Raw genomic sequence first — 19,004 nt, 5'->3', positions numbered from 1 at the left:
CTCTAGAATCTCTTGAATCACGGTCACGATCANNTTGAATCACGGTCACGATCTCCTCCACGGAATCCACCTCTGTCTCCTCCGCGATCACGATCTCCACCACGATAACCTCCACTTCTTTCGCGGTCATTATCACGACGACTATTGAAACCACGTCCACGAGAATCTCCTCCTCTGTCATTACGACGACGATCTCCTCCACGACGCTCACCATCACCACGTCTTGGTTCTGGTTTAGAGATTTGAACATCTAAATCTACACCATCACGCTGTGCATCTTTGAAAGATTCTAACACTAATGATTCGAATTGTGTATCAACTTCGAAGAAAGAGAAATTACGTAAAATTTCAATTTTTCCGATTTCGATGTTACGGTTACGAGTTTGCTCGTTGATTAAACCAATTAAATTTGGAACACGTAAGTTGTGTTTTTGACCAATATTGATAAAGAAACGAGAGAAATCACGACCTCCACGACGATTAGAAGAACGATCTCCTCTATCACCACGATCTCCTTCAGAAGAAATATCTTTCGTGTTTTTGTAATATTCTAAGAAAGAATTGAACTCAACTGTCATGAAACGTTTTAATAAATCGTCACGATCTAAGTTTGCCAATTTTTCGTTTACAGTTTTCATGTAAGGCTCGATTAATTCTTCATCAACTTCGATGTTTTCGATTTTATCGATTAAAGAAATTAAACGTTTTTCACAGATTTCTGCTCCAGTTGGTACGTTTTTAGGTTCGATTTTAGAAGCAATTAATTTTTCTAAATCTCTAATTTTACGCGCTTCACGACCTCCTGAAATAATGATAGAAATTCCTTTGTTACCTGCACGTCCTGTACGTCCTGAACGGTGTACATAAACTTCTGGATCATCTGGTAAATTGAAGTTGATTACGTGAGTCAACTCATTTACGTCGATACCACGAGCAGCAACGTCTGTTGCAACAAGGATTTGAATGTTTTGGTTACGGAATTTCTCCATCACGTGATCACGTTGTGATTGTGATAAATCTCCATGTAATGCGTCTGCATTGTAACCATCTTGCATCAATTTATCTGCTACGTCTTTCGCTTCGCGACGAGTTCTACAGAAAACGATACCATAAATATTTGGGTAATAATCGGCCAAACGTTTTAAAGCTAAGTAACGATCAGAAGAACGTACTAAGTAAACGTGATGCTCGATATTTTTTGATGCAGTATTTACTTTACTTACAGCAATCTCAACTGGATTGTGCATATATTCTGAAGCGATACGACGAACCTCTGAAGGCATTGTAGCTGAGAATAATAAAGTTTGTTTTTCTTCTGGAGTTGTTTCTAAGATAGAATCAATTTCGTCACGGAATCCCATGTTCAACATCTCATCAGCCTCATCTAAAACTGTCCAAGTGATGTCATTAATTTTTAATGCGCCACGTTTGATTAAGTCCATTGTACGACCTGGCGTTCCTACAACGATTTGCGGATTATCTTTTAATCCTCTAATTTGTTTAACGATGTCAGCACCACCGTAAACTGCCTGTACACGTACTCCACGCATATCTGCAGAAAAAGATTCTAATTCTTTTGCAATTTGTAAACATAATTCACGAGTAGGACACAAAATAATTGCTTGTACTGATTTTGAATTGCTGTCTAATTGATTTAAAACCGGAAGCCCGAATGCTGCAGTTTTTCCTGTACCTGTTTGCGCCAATGCAATAACATCTTGATCTGATGAAAGGATTTGAGGAATAGCTTTTTCTTGGATTGGAGATGGGTTAACGAAGCCCATTTTCTCAATTGCAGTTAGGATTTCTTCTTGAAGTCCTAATTCTTTGAATGTAATCATGTTAGATACGATACCGAGATAATGAAATTCATTTATATTTCATATCACGGTTTTATTTTAAATTATTTAACCAACAGATATGAAAGAATAAAATTAAATGGCTGAGCAGCCTAAAAAATCCCTAAATGAATATTCTTTAACATCCGTACCTTAACTCTAAAAGGCTGTGCAAATGTAAGGATTATTTTTGAAATACACAACACACATTCATAATCCTTACAATTAATACACATAATATTATTTTACTGATAATAAATAAGTTACTAACAATCTGCAATATTTACAGCAACTGCCAAACCTCCTTCAGAAGTTTCTTTGTATTTATTATTCATATCTTTTGCAGTTTCCCACATCGTATTCACAACTTTATCTAACGGAACTTTCGCAGTCAACGGATCTGTATCCAGTGCTAATTCTGCTGCATTTATCGCTTTAATCGCTCCCATTGTGTTACGCTCGATACAAGGAATTTGTACCAAACCACCAATCGGGTCGCATGTTAAACCTAAATGATGTTCCATTGCAATTTCGGCAGCCATTGTTACTTGCGCAGGAGTTCCTCCCATTAATTCGCATAATGCAGCTGCAGCCATAGCTGAAGATACACCGATCTCAGCTTGACAACCTCCCATTGCCGCAGAAATAGTTGCTCCTTTCTTAAAAATAGAACCAATAACTCCTGCTGTTGTTAAGAATTGTTCAATCTCTTTTTGACCAGCTTTATGATTTTCGATCACCAAATAATACATCAAAACTGCTGGAATAACTCCTGCACTTCCATTTGTTGGCGCTGTTACAACTCTACCTAACGAAGCATTTACTTCATTAACAGCAAGAGCAAAACAACTCACCCATTTCAAGATTTCGCGAAAATATACTTTGGTTTTTCGGATTGAAGCAATCCATTCTTGTGGATTAGAATAAGGTGTTGCTCCAACCAAATTCTTGTGCATATCGTAAGCACGACGTTTCACGTTCAATCCGCCTGGTAAAATACCTTCTGTATGACAACCAATATACATACACTCTAACATGGTATTCCAAACACGCATTAATTCGTGGTGAATTTCATCTTCAGTTCGGATTGTTTTTTCATTCTCGAACATTATTTCAGAAATCGATTTATTTTCTTTTGAACAAAATTCTAACAACTCTGTTGATGTATTAAATAAATATGGAAAAGCACAAGTGACATCTGTATTGGTAGCTCTATCATCCTCTTTTGTAATAAATCCTCCTCCTATCGAATAAAACGTAGAAGATAATTCTTCGTTCTCATAGAAAGCTGTAAACATCATTCCATTAGCGTGAAAAGATAAAAACTCTCGATTGAAAACGATATCAGTTTCGGGATTAAAATCAATTAAAAATTTATTTCCAAAATTTAATTGTTTATTTGTATTGATCGTATTAATAATATTCGAAATATCATCAACAGGAATATATTCAGGATCAGCACCGCTTAGCCCTAACATTACTGCATAATCAGTCGCATGTCCTTTACCCGTAAGTGATAAAGAGCCATACAAATCTACACGAACTTTTGTAATTTTATTAAAGATAGATGCAGCATCTAATTCTTTCAGAAAAGCTTCTGCAGCGCGCCAAGGACCTAAAGTATGCGAACTTGAAGGACCAACGCCAATTTTGAGCATATCAAATACTGAAATACAATCCATTTTGTACTTTTAATTTATATTATTTCCACACAAGACAAATATAGCCGTTAAATTCTCATATTCGCTTTATTTAAGCAGTTTTTTTATCAACTTAAACAATTAATAAGCTTAAAATATTCATATTGAATGATATTAACACAAATTATTTAGCATCAAAAAAAGAGGTCACAACTAATTGTAACCTCTTTTCTAGACTTTATTAAGTTTTTATTTAAACTTGTGCCAATATGGATAGATAATCGCTAAACCATAACCTATAAACACAAATAATGTAAACATGGTAAAAAGTGTTCCATCTGCCATAAATTCGGGCTGCATTGCTGCTGACACAAATAATGATGTCACAACCATATATACACCAATTCTTTTATAAGATTTCACTAAAAAGATACCTATCAATGCAATAACTCCTAAAACAAGAGTCGAAATTGGATACCATTTTGGCATTTCTGGCGCATCTTCGTTCATCATTTGGCGGAACAAATAATCATTTGTCACCAATAATTGATAACCACGATAAAGAATACTCAAAATCAAGAAAACCATTATAAAGATCATTGACTTGAAAAGGAATGATGTTTTGTTTCCTTCGTGTTTCAAATCTTTTGTTTTGGTATTATCCGACATTAAAACTTTTGTGTCAAAAATATCGTCACGTTCTTGATTTTGTTCTACTTTTTGATCTGTCATAGCTTTATTTTAAAATAAGAAATCATATCCTTTCAAACTCAATTTTTCGTATTTTTCTTCATCAAAACGATACAATTTAGATACTTTACGATGTTGTTTAGGATCTGTTGTATTACCAGTTTCGATAATTAAATTTGAGTTAAAGATTTTCTTTCTAAAGTTACGTTTATCCAACTCACGATTCAAGGCTTTTTCATACAAACTTTGCAATTGCGCAATTGTAAACTCATCTCCAAGTAAGTTGAACCCTACTGGACGACGCTTCACACGACGTTTTACACGCTCTTTTGCATATTTTACAATCTCATTATGATCAAAAGCCAAATCCGGAACACGGTCGTAAGCATACCATTCTCCACCTTGTGTTTTCACTTTTTCCTCTATTTGAGGTGTCAATTTAACCAAAGCGTAATAAGCAACATTTACAACACGTCCTAATGGATTACGAAAAACTTTTGTAAAAGCTTTCAATTGTTCAATATATGTTTGATGCTCATCGTAAGCTATTTTCTCAATCAACAATTCGTGAATTGCTTGATCGTTACTTACCGTTGGCGCAATATATTTTCCTGGCAAAACCAATGCTCCTTTGAAAGGGTCGTTTAGTTTTTTGTACACCAATATTTTGAGATCTTCTCCATCAAACCCGAAAAGTACGAGACTTGAACATAGAGCGACCTGAAAATATTTTTCTTTTTCTTCGTCTGTCATTTTGTGGGATGATTAATAAATTGAAATTTATTTTTAATGAAAAATTGAATGCATCAATCTATTTTTATCGTTAAAAGATTCTTCTAACGAAATCATAGATTCTGTTCTCAATACATCATCAATTTGATCAATTTTGTAGATAACATCTTTCGCATCAGAAGTATCTCTTGCACGAATTTTACAGAAAATATTATATTTCCCAGACACAACGTGAACCACTGTTACGTTAGGAATTTTATATAATTCATCTATCACTTTCTGAGTTTTGTTTGTTTTTGTAAGTAACAATCCTACATACGCAACAAACTGATAACCCATTTTATCATAATCTGTAATTAGTGTAGTTCCTTTGATGATTCCAGCCTCCTCTAATTTCTTGACACGTACGTGAATAGTACCAGCAGAAACATTCATTTTCTTTGCAATTTCTGTAAATGGCATTCTTGTATTGTCAATCAAATACATCAAAATTTTCTTATCAACATCATCAATTATGTAATTCATTTTCCTAATTTTTGATTATTATTATTATTTTAATAAAAAATCGAATTAATTTTTAGCAAAATTATAAATAAAACAAACAAACTTCAAAATATTTTTTAATGATTTATTTAATATTTTACTTTTGTTATAATAATAGTTCAAAAAAGAAAGAACTAATCACTTTTGTTTGTTTGCGCGAGTTTATTGTCTAACCACAATAAACTCATTTTTTTTTATTTAATTTTGACTAAACCACGACGTTTTTGTTCCACTTTAGGTTGAGTACTTTTTTGATACGTAACTTTGACCGTATCTTTTGTAGTTTGACGAGTAGAATCTATTCTTCTTTCCTCACTTTTAAACTGTTTCGGAAGTACAATCGAATCAAATCTTTCTTGCTGTTGCTCTTCTTTTTTAGCTTTTGCTTTTCGTTTATTTTCATCTAAACCTAAAAATCCTCTAAACGTATCGAAACTTTTGTTGTATTGAATTCCGACTCCGAAACTTTGATTCAAGTTGTTTTCCATTCCTGGCAATAAACCGAAAGTTGTAGGTTTTGTAAATGCTTTTAAGACCAAAGATCCATTATTCAATTTCGAGATATCATAAGAAACATCAAAATTCCCATCGAAGTTCTCTTGTACATTTCTATTATTTGTAACCGCAATTCCATACGAACCACGTAAACTTAAACGATTATTAACGCGATATGAAACCGAAGTTCTAATTTTATCATTTGTCTCTGATTGTGCACTACCACCTACGTACTCCATTTGTATATCTACATTATTTGCAATAGATGACAACATGCCTGCAATTGTCGACAAACCAATATCGGCAGCTGTACTCGTTACACCAGACTGAACAGCCGAAGCATCACCAAATTTACCTGTCAATAAGATATAACTAAACTGAAGCATCTGTTCTTCTGTATTTGAACGGAATTTTGACTGTAACTGCGAATTGATATCCGAACCTGCATTAGGAATTGTTAATCCAAAATCGATAATAGGTTTCTTCAACGTTTCGGAAATATTAATTGATAAGAGAGCATCATAAATTTGTGAATATCCTACACCTAAATAATCCCCAACATTTGACACCGAACGTTGATATTCAGCTGTAATATTAAGCGTTGCATCGAGCGGATTTCCTGCAAATTGTACCGAAGATCCTTTTTTGATTTTAAAATCTTTCGGAATAAGAGGAAATTGTCTAAACTCATACGTTCCACTTTCTATATTATATACACCCGTAATACTCAATCCTGCTTTATTCATTAAGAATCTAAGATTTTCTGCTGTACCACGCGCTGTCGCTTTATCGTTTGTAGCTGCATCAAAAATCAAATTCACCATTGCATTTGGATACGCATTGATGTTGACATCTATCGACATTCCTTTTGGTGCGTGAGGCTCGTTATTTTTCGATTTTTCATCTAGATGTTGGTTAGGAACAAAACGTACCAAATTATTTTCTGACTCAATTGTTGTACTTCCTGTATTTATCGTTAACTCAGAATTTCCAACCACTGTCGCATCTCCAGCAATCTCCAATTCCTCTACCGCACCAAACATAGATACATTTCCTTTCGCAAATACTTTTCCATAAAACAATTCATTGTCTTTAATAGATGTGTTCATCACCAATAAATTATCAGTATCAAAATCTAAGTTGAGACCCCATTTAGATAAGTTGCGGAAAAGAATTGCTCCATCAACTTTTCCTTTTGTATTGAAAGTTGTGTCTTTGAACGCAATATCATTCAACATAATAATCCCTTGTCCTTTTCCTTGTTTCGAAACAAGTAATTCATTTTCTCCTTCAAATAAATAATCTGTTCCTAAGAAATTAACTTTTAATCCAAGATCTTTTGCAATCATATTTCCGCTAAGATTTGGTAAATCAATTGGTCCAGTAATTTTTAAATCACCAGATAACGTTCCACGCATATTAGAGAAAACAGATTTTAAGAATCCTTCTAAGAAATCGATATGAAACTCATCAAAATTGGCATCTACATCGACTTCAGGACCTGTTGGTTTATTAATAATATTACCATAAGCAACCAACGATTGAATTTGCTCTTTCTGTAAACTTGTTTCAAAATTAAATTGTTTATCCGCTACATTATAACCTCCTTGTAAAGTCAAATTACCAAGCTCGAAATCATTTAAACCTAACTTATCAATTTTAGCTTCAAGCGTTGGTTCTAACTTTTCTTTTGTACGAATAATATCTACTTTACCGTTTGCTATACCAACAATTTTTAGGTTATTCAATAATGTTTTAGGAATGATTTTTTCTAAATGCAAATCTTTAAAATCAGCATTGAAATTGTAATCTACATTGTTATTAAATAAACCACTTACTTTTAAATATTGTTCTTCTGATTCTAATGATAAATCTTCAACTTTTAATGATTTATTGATTCGATTAAAAATTACACGATTCGAATTTGCATCATTCAAATGATTAATTGTCCATTGTGTCGAATCAATTTGAATTGTTGAAGGAGAAAATCCAAAAATCAAATCATTATTATTCTGAACTGTGTGAAAAAGATTTAGATTAAATAAAATTGGATTCTTACGACCTATATTAAAGTCTGTTTTGACAATCATTGTATCATTCTTCGGAATCGAATTTACGTTAATCGCATTAATCGTAACTCCACTCACTTTCATACTATCAATTTTCGCATTAAGTGTTGGTAGTTCTGCAATTGTATTTAGATTAACATTCGACTGAAACAATTGAATTCCTGCATATTTTATACCTGGAGTATCCAATGTCGCTTCCAATTGATTTTTCGTACCATCAATATAACCTTTAACATGTGTATCTGGCTCAATAGAAATCGATGGATCGATATATTGTAATAAATTTTCTTGCACATAAACATCAAACGAAAAAGCCTGATTTGGCGAAACTTTTTTATGACGAAAAGATGGCACCAAATCTACAAGCGAATTATTGATAACATTTGCAACTTCTGTAATATTAAATTTACCATCAACAGTGGCTTTCATATAATCTGGCACATCTAATGTCATGATTTTATGCGAACCATCTATTTGAGAATTCAACATGACATGTGACAATTCTAACGTATCTTTTTTAGAACGGAAATAAAGATTTTTGACATCAATATTTCCCCTAAAATCATTAATATTTGTCAGCTTAAAATTCCCTTCAACATCGCCACGTACTATTGCATTTAGATTTTTTGTAACTCCAAGAAAATCTAAATTAACTTGACGAATGTTTGATGTAAAATCAAAATCATATGGTTTTCCACTGAAGTTAATTTTTCCGTTCAATTGTGCATTTAGATTAGGATCTTTGATATCAAATAAACCATTAAACTGATAATTTTTGACCAAGCCATCTACTGTAATATTTTGATATCTTTTTCCAATCAAATCGATGTAACGAAGCGTTCCGTCTACATCTAAATTGATATTTTTCAGATCTGTTCCTCGTCCATCAAATCTGAACTTCCCGCTTACATAACCCAAATCTTTTGCATTTGTCAATTGACGAAGATTTAAGTTTTTCGCATCTAAAGTACCTTTATAAATTAAGGCTTTTACATTTTTATAATTCTTGATTTGCGCTTTAATATCAGCATCTCCAAGTCCAGAAACGGCATAACCATTTGCATGAATTTCATTTGGATTTAATGAAATATCACCACGATAATTTAAGTTTCCAAAACGAGTCAACATATTCGGAATTTTCTTAGAAACAAAGGTTGGAAGTAACTTTACAATTTTTTGATAGGATGTATTAATTTTTACATTTCTTGTCGAAAAATTTAACAAAGAACCATGCAAAACATCTTGCAATTGTAAACGAGAAGCACCAACATAATTATCTTCTCCTTTCAATTCGAAATCTGTAAATGTTAAATTATTCAGGGTTCCATTTACTTTTCCATATAAATCAACCGAAGAATTTTTATCAAATAAAGTTGTGAAATAACGAATTTCTTTAAAGTTAATTTTAGAACCTCGATCAAAGAAAACATCCCAACGAACTTTATCAGCAAATTCTCCCATATCCGAAGGTTCATCGTAACTCAACAACAAATTTCCATTCAAAACAGACGTATCCGTTCGTAAATTTAAATTCCCAACTCGAATTTCTTTTTTCGAATAATGAACTTTTCCTGTGAAATTTTGTACGTTATACGTTTCTTTATTTTTTGTCGCAACAAAGCAGAAGTTTTCTAAATCAGCCGTAATATCAGAATCAACTAATCGAAATTTCTTAACCGTCAAATTCAGTTGTTTCGAATCCAACCAAACATTTCCAGAATTTTGATTAACAATTGAAACTTTACCATCTTCCAAAATAAAATCTCCATCCAATTTGAAAATCTTTTTCGGATCTTTTGGTTTATCAGAACTAAAACCATTGACAAATTTGATAAAATTCGAAATCGAATCGCCTTTGTACGTAATCACACGAATTTCGGGTTCAATCAATTTTACCTCACTCAAATCAATATGATCTTTTTTGATTCCTGGCAAAAGTGTCCAAAGATTAATTGTCGTTTCCAAGGTTTTCGACTTCATAAAATCATATTTATGATCGTCTTTTATCTTAACGCCATGGAAATATATTCGTCCAAAAAAATCAATATCCACCGAATCCACATACATTTGTGTGTTCAGCGATTTATTTAATTTTTCTAACGCAAAGTGAGCTATTTTTGTCTGTACCGCAGGGATTTGTATTGCGATTGCTACTGTTAAAACAAGGGTTAAAACGAGTATAATCAACGACAATAAAAATCTTCCTATTCGTCTGACTATTTTCAATGGTTTAAATTTACGATATTTGCAGGGTAAAAATAAGTTATAAATTTTATTCTACAAGGAATTATGAGCGATAAAAACTACATTTTAGCCATAGAATCTTCTTGTGATGATACAGGCGCAGCAATTATTGACGGAAATAAAATTATTTCTAATGTTGTGGCAAGCCAAAAAATTCACGAAATATATGGTGGCGTAGTACCAGAATTAGCTTCGAGAGCACATCAACAAAATATTGTTCCCGTCGTAGATCAAGCCCTAAAACAGGCAAATATTAACAAAGAAGAACTTAAAGCAATTGCGTATACGCGTGGTCCAGGATTGATGGGATCGCTTTTGGTTGGCGGAAGTTTTGCGAAATCTTTCAGTCAATCATTGGATATTCCGTTGATTGAAGTTAATCATATGCAAGCACATATTTTGGCAAATTTTATTGAAGATGCCAATGACGAAAAACCAACTTTTCCATTTTTATGTTTGACGGTTTCTGGAGGACATACTCAAATCGTGAAAATCAATAATTATTTTGAGATGGAAATTTTAGGTGAAACGATTGATGATGCAGCTGGTGAAGCATTTGATAAAGCGGGTAAAATTTTAAATTTACCTTATCCTGCAGGTCCAATTATCGACAAAAAATCTAAGATTGGAGATCCTACAAAATTCAAATTTGCAAAACCAAAAATTGAAGGTTTAAACTTTAGTTTTAGTGGTTTCAAAACGTCAATTTTATATTTTATTCAAAAAGAAGTCAAAGCGAATCCAAACTTTATCGAAGAAAATATTGACGATTTGTGCGCTTCTATTCAACATTCTATCGTTAATATTTTGATGGAAAAAGTAAAAAAAGCTTCGGACGAAACTGGAATTAAACAAATTGCGATTGCAGGTGGAGTTTCGGCAAATTCTGAAATTCGTCAACGATTAAAAGATGGAGAAACAGAATTTGGTTGGAAAACTTTTATTCCAAAATTTGCATACACAACAGATAATGCAGCGATGATTGCAATGGTTGGAAGTTTAAAATTTGATCAAGAGTTATTTACAGAAAACACAGCGAAATCTGTGGCTAAATACCATATTTAATGAAATTATTTTTTGGAGAAATTCATCACGAAACAGCTATCCTGAACGAAGAAGAAAGTCATCATTTTGCGAAAGTTTTGCGCGGAAATGAAGGCGATTTGGTGCACGTGACAGATGGAAAAGGAAATTTGGCTGAAGTTGAAATTACATCAATTTCTAAAAAAGCAGTTGAAGGAAAAGTTGTTGACTTAAAAGTAAATTTCGAGCAGAAAAATTACTATTTACATGTTGCAATTGCACCAACAAAAACAATGGAACGTTTGGAATTTTTCTTAGAAAAAGCAACTGAAATTGGTATTGACGAAATTACTTTTTTACAGACTTTTCATTCGGAACGAAAAAATATTAAAATCGAGCGAATTGAAAAAATTGTACAATCTGCAACCAAACAATCGTTGAAAGCGTATTTGCCAAAAGTAAATGATTTGACAAAATTCAATGAATTTATCAAACAGGATTTTGAAGGTTTCACGAAATGTATTGCGCATTGCGAAGCGGATATTGAACGTACGCCTTTACGAACAGTTTTGGAAAATAATCCGCAGAAAATTTTGATTATGATTGGTCCTGAAGGTGATTTTTCGAGAGATGAAATTTTCGCTGCAGAAGATCATAATTTTACAGGAATTAGTCTTGGACATCAACGTTTCCGTACTGAAACTGCAGCTTTACAAGCTGTTTTTGCTGTTGATTGGGGATTGAAATAATATAATTAAGAAAGTTGTTTCAAAAATGTCATTTCGAATGAAACGTAGTGAAATGAGAAATCTAAATTACAGATTTCTCCATGCGTCGAAATGACATGACTAATTTTAGTCTTTTGAAACAGCTTTTTTCTTTCATTCGAAAATAAATATCTTTATCAAAATTTAAAACTTATGAAAAAATTAGCACTTATTTTGGGATTATTCATCGGTAATTTTTCGGTTGCGCAAACTGTAAATGATGTTCCGATTAAAGATATCAATGTTGATTATGTACAGATTATTGGAACTGGGCGAGGTTTGAGTACAAAAATGAATATTCGATTGGATTTTGGACAAGAAACCAAATCTTTTTCACTGAAAAATGGTTTGAAAATAAAAGATGAACGCGGAATTTCAGTGAAATTCAATTCGATGATTGATGCGTTGAATTTTATGTCTGAAAACGGATATGAATTTCAGTTTGCCTACACATCAAAAGAAAATGATAACGATGCGCTTTATTATATTTTAAAGAGAAAAAAATAAAAAAATCCTCAACTTATGTTGAGGATTTATATTGAGAGAAATTCAATTCTTAATTAATTTTTTGAGCAACGTAATCACTTTCGTTTCCTAAACGATCGACAGCTTTTAGTGCAACTGCTGTTAAACTTTTACCATCTTTGTGTTTCAAAATTGTTTGGTTTGTTTTGGTTTTATCCAAAATAGATGTTTCCCAATCGTTGTTGTAACGTGTATATAAAATCCATTTCGAAACATTCGAATTCATTTTATAATCATTCCAATTCATCACAACTTCTGACGCTTTCATATTTACAGTCAAACTTGGTTTTACCAAACGATCTGCTTTTATCCAATTCATAGTTGGCACCAAAGCTTTAGCTTTGTATGGACCTTCTTTCAGATAACTCAACATCGAAGGATTTTTCGTTAATCCAGCAATACTCCAGTGAATAACACCCACATTGTTTTGTAAAATTTCTCCAGCCATTTTTACCTGATTTGTAATCTCAGTTGTTCTATCCGAAACTTTCACTTCTACAGTATTCAAACCTGGCCAAAGATGACGATTATGTGTGTTTTCTGATTTCCACCATTCTAATAATTTCGGAAAACTTTGTCCTGTCGAATTAATTGGCCAATACAATTGTGGCGAAAAATAATCAACCCAACCTTTGTTCAACCATAATTTTGCATCTGCATACAATTCATCATATTGCGAAGAACCTGTAATTCCAGCAGGATATCCTGGTTTCCAAATTCCAAAAGGACTAATACCAAATTTTACAAAAGGTTTTTCTGCTTTGATTTCTTTATAAATACGCTCAATAATTGTATTCACATTTTGACGACGCCAATCTGCTCTCGACAACATTCCTCCATTATTCTTGTAAACATTCCAAGTTGAATTATCTGGAAAGTCTGCACCACCATTATACGATGCATATGGATAGAAATAATCATCAAAATGAACACCATCAATATCATAACGCGAAACGATATCACGAACAACTTCCGAAACGTGATCTTGCGTTTTTTTGTCAGCAGGATCAAACCAATACATGCCATTTTTCAATCTCACCACATTACTTGGCGATCTTTTCACCATCGATTCGTTTGTCACTGGACCTCCACTACTGTGATGCGCTCTGTAAGGATTTAACCAAACATGCAACTCAATTCCACGTTTGTGTGCTTCTTCCACCCAAAATTCTAACGGGTCATAATATGGCGAAGGCGCCTTACCTTCTTCTCCAGTTAAAAAGTAAGACCAAGGTTCGAAATTACTTTTATACAAAGCATCTGCCGCTGGGCGAACCTGAAAAATAACAGCATTAAAATTGTTTGCTTCTAACATATCCAACAACTTTATTGCTTCATCTTTTTGTTGCGTTGTTGTCAAATCTTTTTTAGAAGGCCAGTTAATATTTGCAACAGAAGCTACCCAAGCTGCACGAAACTCACGATTTACTTCAGGTAGTTTTACTGTAAAAACTTCATCTTTCTTGTTCGGAATTTCAGTTTTTGGCGTAGTAGCAATGGTTGACTTCGTAGATTCGACAGGTTTTATAGGCTGCTTAGATTCTACTTTTTTATAAACTATTTTTTTCGAATTTTTATTTGAAGCACACGAAGATAAGCCAATTGTAGCTAATCCGAAACACATCAAAATATATTTAAAATTAATTTTCATTCGTTGAAATATGTATTTTTAGCGTTACAAAATTAGTAATAAAGCTTTATTAATCCAGATTTTATCAAATATTTAGGATATCTAGATTTTCCTTCTCTATTAAATTTACAAAATTTTTCGCTTCAAAAAGTGTTCTATAAATTTTATTCTTTACATTTTTGTACTCATCTATAATTGATAAAAATATGTTTCTAATTATATGTTTTGGCGTATTGATTATTTGTGTAAATGTTATTTTACAATCAACTGTTACGGTTTATTCGCTAAAATATCTACATAAATATAATCTCAAAAAACAACGATTAACGTTTAGTGAAGTGCTTTGGCAAATGGCAATTTCAGTATCTTTCTTGACTTTATTGCACGGTGCACAATGTACAATTTGGGCGGCTACTTTTTATTTCAATCCAAATATTGACAATTTACATAGTTTTCAAGAAGCAATCTATTTTTCATTAATCACTTTTACAACCGTTGGTTACGGTGATGTTGTGATTGATAGCGAATGGAAAATTATGGCTGGATTAGAAGCTATAAACGGAATTATGATGGTAGGCTGGTCAACTGCGTTGATGTTTTCTTACCTACAAATTATCTTAAAGAAGAATATTACTCAATAAAAAAATCCCTTCAAAAATTTTTGAAGGGATTTTTAATTAATATTTATTTTTTTCCAAATTAACTTTCAATTCTTTGTAATAATCTGGCGCATTTGCATCTTTTTCTAAAGCTGTATTGACCCATTTCAACGCTTGATTTCGATCCAATTTATTCGAATAATAGAAGTTTGCCGAATTGTAAAAATCTCTTGCAGAAGAATTTTCGTTCAATTGATCTCCAATCATTTTTAAAACTTCGTTAATTGTATTCGTTTCAATATCCAAAACAACCGTTGTGTTATCCCAAGCTAATACCAAATTCGCTGATTTTTGCGTCACATTTGTAAAACGAATCTCAAACGTTTCTGTCTTGTTCATCGATTTTGTTGACGGAGCTTTCACTTTCAACGCGATATTCGACTCCTTCCACTCTTTCGGATTTCCCCAGTTTTTCGTGTCTTTGTAAAAAATTACCTCCCACTCCTCTTTATTCGGAATGCTATACAACGCATATTCGCCAGCAGCCAACTCTTGTCCATTCACTTTGATTGGTTTATCAAATTTGATGACCGTATTTTCATTCGCACCAGTTCGCCAAACTTCTCCATTCGGTACCAATTTTCCAAATACTTTTCTTCCGTTTACATTTGGTCGATTATATTCAACTTCAAATTCTGTTAAACCTACTTTTTGTTCAACTTCAGCATGAGAACTTACCGCGGGAAATTTCATTTGAGCAAAAGCACAACTTCCTATTAACAAAGCTAAAACTGTTGATGTTATTTTCATATAATTATTTCTTATTCTTTATTTTATCTGTTTTTTTATCGTATCCATACGGACAATGTTTGCATCCACTTTTACAACAATACCCTCTTTTTTTTAGATATTGTTCAGTAAATATTCTGAAACCTTCTGGAGATAAATAATAATCTCCTTCTTCAAACTTTTTCATTTCTAACGCTGTGAATTTACAACTTTTATCTATAAACTATCATTAATTTTGGTATGATAATTATTTGCGAAACTTCTTCTAAATTTACGCTTTTTAACGCTTTTTAAATCAATATCTTTTCAGATTGATTAATTTTGCAATAAAATCGAATTACCTAAATCATGTTTGTAGTTGTTTTGCGTCATTTATTCCGAAAGAATTTTATTGGAATTACCATTTTTCCTTTCATTTTTTTGAGAGATAAAAAACTGAAAAATGATGAAGTTTTAATCAATCACGAAACCATTCATATCATTCAGCAACTCGAACTTTTGGTTGTTTTTTTCTATCCTTTTTATTTGATTGAATATGCGATCCGATTAATTCAATATCGCGATCAACACAAAGCTTATCGCAATATTAGTTTTGAGCGTGAAGCTTATGCAAACGAACACAATTTGAATTATTTGAAAAAACGAAAATTTTATAGTTTTCTAAAATACATCTAATGATTTGGAACGATTATAAAGCTCAAATTCAGAACATTGACATCAAACATTTAACTTCTCAAAATATTCAACTTTCTATATTAAGAGAAGATTTGATTCATCCCGAAATTTCTGGAAATAAATACCGAAAACTGAAATATAATTTTATTGAAGCTGAAAAACAAGGTTTCAAAAAATTGATAACGTTTGGTGGTGCTTTTTCCAATCATATTGCAGCAACGGCGGCAGCTGGTCAACTTCATCATTTCGAAACTATTGGCATTATTCGTGGAGAAGAATTGAAAGATAAAATCGATGAAAACCCTACATTACGTTTTGCAAAAAAATGTGGAATGCAATTGCATTTTATTTCGAGGGAAGAATACCGAAAAAAGGATGAAGTAGAATTTATTAATCATTTAAACACTAAATACCCAAATACTTACGTTATTCCAGAAGGAGGCACAAATGATTTTGCTATAAAAGGTTGCGAAGAAATTCTGTACGATGATTGTTTCGAATATGATTTTATTGCTTCGGCAATCGGAACTTGCGGAACAATTGCTGGATTGATTGAAAGTTCGAAACCTCATCAAAAAATTTTAGGTTTTCCGAGTTTAAAGGGAGATTTTATCCAAAATGAAATCGAAAAATTGACAAATAAAACCAATTTTACTATTTTTAATGATTATCATTTTGGCGGATATGGGAAAGTTTCGGATGAATTAATTACTTTTGTAAATGATTTCAAGCGAATTAACCATATTCAATTGGATCCTATTTACACTGGAAAAATGGTTTTTGGTATTTTTAAATTAATTAAAAATCATTATTTTAGTGATAATTCTAAAATTCTTTTGGTTCATACAGGCGGATTGCAAGGAATTGAAGGAATGAACAAACTTTTAAAGAAGAAGAACAAAAATATTATAGAATGAAAAAATTGTTATACGTTTTTAGCTTAGTGTTGACGATTTCGACGCAAGCACAAGAAAGTAGAGACATAACTTACATTCGAAAACATGCTATTTTAGCTGTTGAAGAAATGCAACTTTACAAAGTTCCGGCAAGTATTACGTTAGCACAAGGATTATTGGAAACTGGAGGCGGACAAAGTAAATTAGCCGATCAAGCCAATAATCATTTTGGAATAAAATGTAAAGGTCCTGAAGAATGGTCGTTGGATAAACCTCGTATTTATCACGATGATGATGCGAAAGGTGAATGTTTTAGAAAATATTCTTCAGTTGAAGAAAGTTATAGAGATCATTCTAAATTTTTAGCTTTAAGACCTTATTACAAAGCTTTATTTTTCTTAGATCCAACAGATTTTAAAGCTTGGGCTCATGGATTAAAAAAAGCTGGTTATGCAACAGATTCAAAATATGCGTTTAAATTAATCTCTCGAATAGAAAAATATAATTTAGATCAATTTGATAAGATTTCAGCTGAAGAAGTTTTTGCTAAGTTATACGCATTATATAACAATCAAGATGATTTGATGTTAGCGAATAATTCTTCTAAACAGATGAAAAATGAGCCTAAATCAATCAAAGAAGAAGTTATTTTAGCTTCTTACCAACCCAAAGAAAATATTGTAGAAAAGAATGAGCCTATTGTAAATAACAAAACGGTTGTTTATGAAACTCGTCCTCAAAATCCAACAACTCGCATCAAAAATCACAAGAATAACATTCCTTATATTGTTGCACAAGCTGGAGAAACGATAGCGACAATCTCTAAAACGTATAATAAAGTTCCTTCTGATATTGCGAATTTCAATGAAATACAAATGGGATCTAAGTTGAAAGATGGACAAATTGTATTTTTTGGAAAAAAGAAAACAAAAGGTTCTGATTATTCGTACAAAGTACAAGAAGGTGATGATATGTACACGATTTCTCAGCGTTTTGGCGTAAAAGTTAGTAGCTTATATAAACTGAATCGTATGGAGCCAGGTGCGCAACCTAAAGTTGGACAACGAATTAATTTAAAAACTAAAGTTAGAGCATAATGAGCTCAATAATAAAAAAAAGCTTCCAAATGGAAGCTTTTTTTATTTCATCATTTTGAGAATATCAACCAATTGTTGATTGATTCCTCCTGTTTGATAATCCATCGGTGCAGGCGCGCGATCAATCATAATATTTCCTTCTTTGTCTAAAATAATAAAAGTCGGAATGTATTCTATCTTATAATCAAAGCCAAAGTTATCTTCTCTTCCTGCAAATAACTGTACACCAGACATCTGATTTTCTCTCACCATTTTTTCCCAAATTGGCTTATCTTCTAATTTATCCAAAGAAACACTTACAAAATGAATTGGTGCATTATGAAATTGTTTTTCCAATTCTTTCATAAAAGGAATTTGAACTTTGCAAGGTCCACACCATGTTGCCCAAATATCCATGTAGACATATTTTCCTTTGAAATCTGATAAGTCAAATCGTTTTCCATTGATATCAGCCAAAGAAAAATCTGGTGCTTTTATCAATTCTTTCGGAATTTCTGATTCTGGTGATTCTTTTTTTGCAACAGAATCAATCTTTTCTATTTCAGCAGATTCTTCAATTTTTTGTTCGGATTTATTACAACTAAAAAATGTAAAAAACATTGATAGTAATAGTAGTTTCGTTTTCATTTTATTTTTCAAATAAGTATTAAAAAACTTGATAATATCTATAAGTCTTTCGTCAAAAATAAACATTTAAACGTTAGCAATTTCATAAAATACCTCAATTCACTTGACAAAGGGGTATCTGACAT

The 19,004-nt window shown here is 32.2% G+C and carries 17 protein-coding genes; 7 read left to right on the top strand and 10 right to left on the bottom strand.

Annotated features, from left to right (window positions below):
- Window positions 1-29 precede the first annotated feature (29 nt).
- The 6 genes from B4L98_RS05380 to B4L98_RS05355 all read right to left on the bottom strand — a co-directional run bounded on the left by B4L98_RS05380 (window position 30) and on the right by B4L98_RS05355 (window position 10,233).
- Window positions 30-1,784: a DEAD/DEAH box helicase gene (locus B4L98_RS05380; protein ID WP_291077709.1), complete on the bottom strand. Its 1,755-nt coding sequence runs from the start codon at window positions 1,782-1,784 to the stop codon at window positions 30-32.
- 320 nt (window positions 1,785-2,104) lie between these two features.
- On the bottom strand, window positions 2,105-3,520 hold the full coding sequence (locus tag B4L98_RS05375; protein WP_291077690.1) for an L-serine ammonia-lyase: 1,416 nt from the start codon (window positions 3,518-3,520) through the stop codon (window positions 2,105-2,107).
- A gap of 207 nt (window positions 3,521-3,727) precedes the next feature.
- A complete protein-coding gene (locus B4L98_RS05370; RefSeq protein WP_219034200.1) occupies window positions 3,728-4,210 on the bottom strand; it encodes a hypothetical protein in 483 nt (160 codons plus the stop codon).
- Window positions 4,211-4,219: 9 nt separating this feature from the next.
- Window positions 4,220-4,921 carry an NUDIX hydrolase gene (locus B4L98_RS05365; RefSeq protein ID WP_038336322.1) on the bottom strand — a complete coding sequence of 234 codons (702 nt, stop codon included), beginning with the start codon at window positions 4,919-4,921 and terminating at the stop codon, window positions 4,220-4,222.
- Between the two features lie 33 nt (window positions 4,922-4,954).
- On the bottom strand, window positions 4,955-5,425 hold the full coding sequence (locus tag B4L98_RS05360; RefSeq protein WP_038336320.1) for an Lrp/AsnC family transcriptional regulator: 471 nt from the start codon (window positions 5,423-5,425) through the stop codon (window positions 4,955-4,957).
- Between the two features lie 212 nt (window positions 5,426-5,637).
- Window positions 5,638-10,233, bottom strand: coding sequence for a translocation/assembly module TamB domain-containing protein (locus B4L98_RS05355; protein WP_291077688.1), 4,596 nt, complete (start codon window positions 10,231-10,233; stop codon window positions 5,638-5,640).
- 63 nt (window positions 10,234-10,296) lie between these two features.
- Between B4L98_RS05355 and tsaD the strand changes: the two genes are divergently transcribed.
- The 3 genes from tsaD (at window position 10,297) to B4L98_RS05340 (ending at window position 12,548) form a co-directional block, all read left to right on the top strand.
- A complete protein-coding gene (tsaD, locus tag B4L98_RS05350; RefSeq protein WP_280045759.1) occupies window positions 10,297-11,316 on the top strand; it encodes a tRNA (adenosine(37)-N6)-threonylcarbamoyltransferase complex transferase subunit TsaD in 1,020 nt (339 codons plus the stop codon).
- The gene (locus B4L98_RS05345) at window positions 11,316-12,023 is read left to right on the top strand and encodes an RsmE family RNA methyltransferase (protein ID WP_114999993.1); all 708 of its coding nucleotides are present in this window, start codon (window positions 11,316-11,318) and stop codon (window positions 12,021-12,023) included. The genes tsaD and B4L98_RS05345 overlap by 1 nt, the downstream gene beginning before the upstream one ends.
- Window positions 12,024-12,194: 171 nt before the next feature.
- A complete protein-coding gene (locus tag B4L98_RS05340) occupies window positions 12,195-12,548 on the top strand; it encodes a hypothetical protein (protein ID WP_038336316.1) in 354 nt (117 codons plus the stop codon).
- Window positions 12,549-12,597: 49 nt separating this feature from the next.
- On the opposite strand, the gene B4L98_RS05335 is transcribed toward B4L98_RS05340, so the two are convergent.
- Window positions 12,598-14,217, bottom strand: a complete 1,620-nt coding sequence (locus B4L98_RS05335) for a glycoside hydrolase family 10 protein (RefSeq protein WP_125350215.1) — start codon at window positions 14,215-14,217, stop codon at window positions 12,598-12,600.
- Window positions 14,218-14,402: 185 nt separating this feature from the next.
- Between B4L98_RS05335 and B4L98_RS05330 the strand changes: the two genes are divergently transcribed.
- Window positions 14,403-14,837 carry a potassium channel family protein gene (locus B4L98_RS05330; RefSeq protein WP_125350214.1) on the top strand — a complete coding sequence of 145 codons (435 nt, stop codon included), beginning with the start codon at window positions 14,403-14,405 and terminating at the stop codon, window positions 14,835-14,837.
- Window positions 14,838-14,873: 36 nt separating this feature from the next.
- Here B4L98_RS05330 and B4L98_RS05325 read toward each other — a convergent pair whose 3' ends face one another.
- Window positions 14,874-15,605 (bottom strand): DUF2911 domain-containing protein, encoded by a 732-nt coding sequence (locus B4L98_RS05325; protein ID WP_084106931.1) that lies wholly within the window; start codon window positions 15,603-15,605, stop codon window positions 14,874-14,876.
- A 4-nt stretch (window positions 15,606-15,609) separates the two neighbouring features.
- A complete protein-coding gene (locus B4L98_RS05320; RefSeq protein ID WP_160279602.1) occupies window positions 15,610-15,771 on the bottom strand; it encodes a DUF5522 domain-containing protein in 162 nt (53 codons plus the stop codon).
- Window positions 15,772-15,932: 161 nt separating this feature from the next.
- Between B4L98_RS05320 and B4L98_RS05315 the strand changes: the two genes are divergently transcribed.
- The 3 genes from B4L98_RS05315 to B4L98_RS05305 are packed head-to-tail and all read left to right on the top strand — an operon-like array spanning window position 15,933 to window position 18,252.
- Window positions 15,933-16,259: a hypothetical protein gene (locus B4L98_RS05315; RefSeq protein ID WP_291077684.1), complete on the top strand. Its 327-nt coding sequence runs from the start codon at window positions 15,933-15,935 to the stop codon at window positions 16,257-16,259.
- Window positions 16,259-17,176, top strand: coding sequence for a 1-aminocyclopropane-1-carboxylate deaminase/D-cysteine desulfhydrase (locus B4L98_RS05310; RefSeq protein WP_291074536.1), 918 nt, complete (start codon window positions 16,259-16,261; stop codon window positions 17,174-17,176). The genes B4L98_RS05315 and B4L98_RS05310 overlap by 1 nt, the downstream gene beginning before the upstream one ends.
- Window positions 17,173-18,252 (top strand): glucosaminidase domain-containing protein, encoded by a 1,080-nt coding sequence (locus tag B4L98_RS05305; protein ID WP_291077682.1) that lies wholly within the window; start codon window positions 17,173-17,175, stop codon window positions 18,250-18,252. Before B4L98_RS05310 ends, B4L98_RS05305 begins: the two co-directional genes overlap by 4 nt.
- A gap of 42 nt (window positions 18,253-18,294) precedes the next feature.
- On the opposite strand, the gene B4L98_RS05300 is transcribed toward B4L98_RS05305, so the two are convergent.
- Window positions 18,295-18,879: a TlpA family protein disulfide reductase gene (locus tag B4L98_RS05300; RefSeq protein ID WP_181816294.1), complete on the bottom strand. Its 585-nt coding sequence runs from the start codon at window positions 18,877-18,879 to the stop codon at window positions 18,295-18,297.
- Window positions 18,880-19,004: the final 125 nt, after the last annotated feature.

Source organism: Empedobacter sp. UBA5528, from assembly GCF_002426075.1.
GTDB classification, from domain to species: domain Bacteria; phylum Bacteroidota; class Bacteroidia; order Flavobacteriales; family Weeksellaceae; genus Empedobacter; species Empedobacter falsenii_B.
Note: the sequence above shows the minus strand (reverse complement) of the source record. Positions and strands in the feature narration are given on the sequence as shown.